This window comes from Streptomyces sp. NPDC005070 (assembly GCF_053600395.1).
This window is the reverse complement of the sequence record NZ_JBSFZS010000328.1, coordinates 1-3139: the sequence shown is the minus strand read 5'-3', so window position 1 is coordinate 3139 and position 3139 is coordinate 1. Positions and strand designations below refer to the sequence as shown.

Genomic DNA, 3139 nt, shown 5'->3' with positions numbered 1-3139 from the left:
GGCCAGTGGCAGCGCGACCAGCGTCATGAGCACCACACCGTTGAACGTGTCGTAGCAGCCGTGCCAGTGCCCGGCCACGCATCTCGGAGCGGACATCATGAGCGGCCGCCGTATGACGAACAGGCCGCTCGCCAGACCGAGGGCCGCCAGGCTGAGAAGCACGATCCCGCGCGTACGGCGGGGCGGTGCTGCGGGTGCGTCGTGGGTCATGGTCCCAGTGAAGGAGACGGCCGGTTGCGGTGGCGTATCGCGTTTTCGATAGGCCGGCGATATACGGGGCCCCGACATCCGCACGCCAGTCGAATAATTGCGAGAGTCTGTATCAATCTTGCGCACCTTCATGGACTTCCCTTGCCTTCGCTCCTAGCCTTCTTGCGTCCGCTCACCCCACGAGCCCTGAGGACGCATCCTGTGACTCCCTCTCCCCAACGCAGATTCCCGCGCCGCGGCACGGCGGTGACCGTGTCGCTGGCACTCGCCGCGACCGGCACCGTCGTCGCGGTGGCACTGGCCCCCCACGCCTCCGCCGCGGGGGTGCCCGCCCCTTCCCCCGTCGGGATCTCCGGCCGGGGCGCGGCCGTCCCCTTCAAGGAACAGGAGGCCGAGTACGCCGCCACCAACGGCACCCTCATCGGCCCGGACCGGCTCTACGGCCATCTCCCCTCCGAGGCGTCCGGCCGCCAGGCCGTGACGCTGGACGCGACGGGCGAGTACGTCGAGTTCACGCTGACCGCGCCGGCCGACGCCATGTCGTTCCGCTACTCGCTGCCCGACAACGCCGCCGGCACAGGCCGCGACGCGAGCCTCGACCTCAGGGTCGACGGCAACCGGCTCAAGAGTGTCCCGGTGACCTCCAAGTACGGCTGGTACTACGGGGGTTATCCCTTCAACAACAACCCCGGCGACACCAACCCGCATCACTTCTACGACGAGACCCGCACCTCGTTCGGCTCCACGCTGCCGGCAGGCAGCAAGGTGCGGCTCCAGGTCTCCTCCACGAGCGCGTCACCCTCGTTCACCATCGACCTCGCCGACTTCGAGCAGGTGGGCGCGCCGATCGGGAAGCCGTCCGGAGCCCTCGACGTGGTCGGCGACTTCGGCGCGGACCCGACCGGCGCCGCGGACTCCACCGCCAAGATCCAGGCCGCGGTCGACGCGGGCAAGGCGCAGGGCAGGACCGTGTACATCCCGCAGGGCACCTTCCAGGTCCGCGATCACATCGTCGTCGACCAGGTGACGCTCGCCGGCGCGGGCCCCTGGTACAGCGTCCTCACCGGCCGCGACCCGGTGAACCGGTCGAAGGCCGTCGGCGTCTACGGCAAGTACGCCGGTCAGGGCGGCAGCAAGAACGTCACCCTCAAGGACTTCGCCATCATCGGCGACATCCGCGAGCGCGTGGACGACGACCAGGTCAACGCCATCGGCGGCGCGCTGTCCGACTCCACGGTCGACAACGTGTGGATGCAGCACACCAAATGCGGGGCCTGGATGGACGGGCCGATGAACAACTTCACCATCAAGAACAGCCGCATCCTGGACCAGACCGCGGACGGCGTGAACTTCCACATGGGTGTCACCAACTCCACCGTCACGAACACCTTCGTACGGAACACCGGTGACGACGGCCTCGCGATGTGGGCGGAGAGCGTTCCGAACGTCAGGAACAAGTTCACCTTCGACACGGTGGTCCTGCCGATCCTCGCGAACAACATCGTCACGTACGGCGGCAAGGACATCACCCTCTCCGACAACGTCATGGCCGACACCGTCACCAACGGCGGTGGCCTGCACGTCGCGAACCGCTATCCCGGGGTCAACTCCGGCCAGGGCACAGCCGTGTCCGGCACGATCACCGCCGCGCGCAACACGCTCATACGGGCCGGGAACAACGACTACAACTGGCAGTTCGGGGTCGGTGCGGTCTGGTTCAGCGGACTCAACGAACCTCTGAACGCGACCGTCGACGTCACCGACAGCGAGATCCTCGACAGCTCCTACGCCGCGATCATGAACATCGAGGGAGCGACCAACGGGCTGCACTTCGACCATGTGCGGATCGACGGTGCCGGGACCTACGCCCTCCAGATCCAGGCGCCGGGCACGGCCTCCTTCAGCAACGTCACAGCCACGAACATCGCCCAGTCCAATCCCATCCACAACTGCGTAGGCTCCGGCTTCCAGATCACCCGGGGTACGGGCAACAGCGGCTGGTACGCCGATCCGCCGGCCTGCACGGGCACCTGGCCGGACCCGAAGTGGACCAACGGCGGAGTACCCGGCGGCGGCACCCCGCCCCCGACCGACCCGCCGACCGACCCGCCCACCGACCCCACCGTGAACCTCGCGAAGAACCGGCCGGTCGCCGAGTCGAGCCACACGGACGTCTACCCCGCCGCCAACGCCGTGGACGGCAACGCGAACAGCTACTGGGAGAGCGCCAACAACGCCTTCCCGCAGTCCGTCACCGTCGACCTGGGCGCCGCCAAGGCGGTCAAGCGCGTCGTCCTCAAGCTGCCGCCGGCAACCGCGTGGGCCACGCGCACCCAGACGCTGAGCATCCAGGGCAGCACCGACGGCACCACGTTCACCACCCTGAAGCCGTCGGCGGGATACACCTTCGACCCGTCGAGCGGAAACACCACGACCCTCACGCTGTCCGGCTCCCCCACCCGCTACCTGCGCGTGCTCGTCACGGGCAATACCGGCTGGCCCGCCGGGCAGTTGTCCGAGATCGAGGCGTACACCGGCTGATCACCGCCTGATCGAAGCACACACCGGCCGGCACGGCCCGTTCCACCCACGGACTCCTGGCGGCCCCGCTCCGGAACTCTGACCCGGGCGGGGTCGTCAGGCCCGTTCCGGGGCCGTCAGCGGCGGCGCAGCGCCGGGTCGAGCAGGGCGGGCGGGGTGTCGAACTTCTCGTGCGGAGCCAGGTCGGTCCCCGGGGACACGACGGCGTCGATCGCGTCCAGCACGTCCGCGGAGAGCACGGTGTCCGCGGCGGCGAGCTGGGTGCGCAGATGGTCCGGTGTCCGGGGGCCGATGAGCGCGCTCGTCACGGCGGGATGCGGCCCGAGCACAGCGACCGGGGCGACCGGGTCGACCGACAGAGGAGCCCTCGATGGACCGCACTCGCCTG

Annotated in this window: 1 protein-coding gene and 2 pseudogenes; 1 reads left to right on the top strand and 2 read right to left on the bottom strand. The window is 69.1% G+C overall.

Features of this window, described 5'->3' with window-relative positions:
• A pseudogene (locus tag ACWEBX_RS38560) lies at positions 1-210 on the bottom strand (VanZ family protein); the annotation flags it as partial.
• A gap of 201 nt (positions 211-411) precedes the next feature.
• Between ACWEBX_RS38560 and ACWEBX_RS38555 the strand changes: the two are divergent.
• A complete protein-coding gene (locus ACWEBX_RS38555) occupies positions 412-2751 on the top strand; it encodes a galactose-binding domain-containing protein (RefSeq protein WP_451889379.1) in 2340 nt (779 codons plus the stop codon).
• Positions 2752-2867: 116 nt separating this feature from the next.
• Here the strand turns inward: ACWEBX_RS38555 and ACWEBX_RS38550 are convergent.
• Positions 2868-3139, bottom strand: a pseudogene (locus ACWEBX_RS38550) (hypothetical protein); the annotation flags it as partial.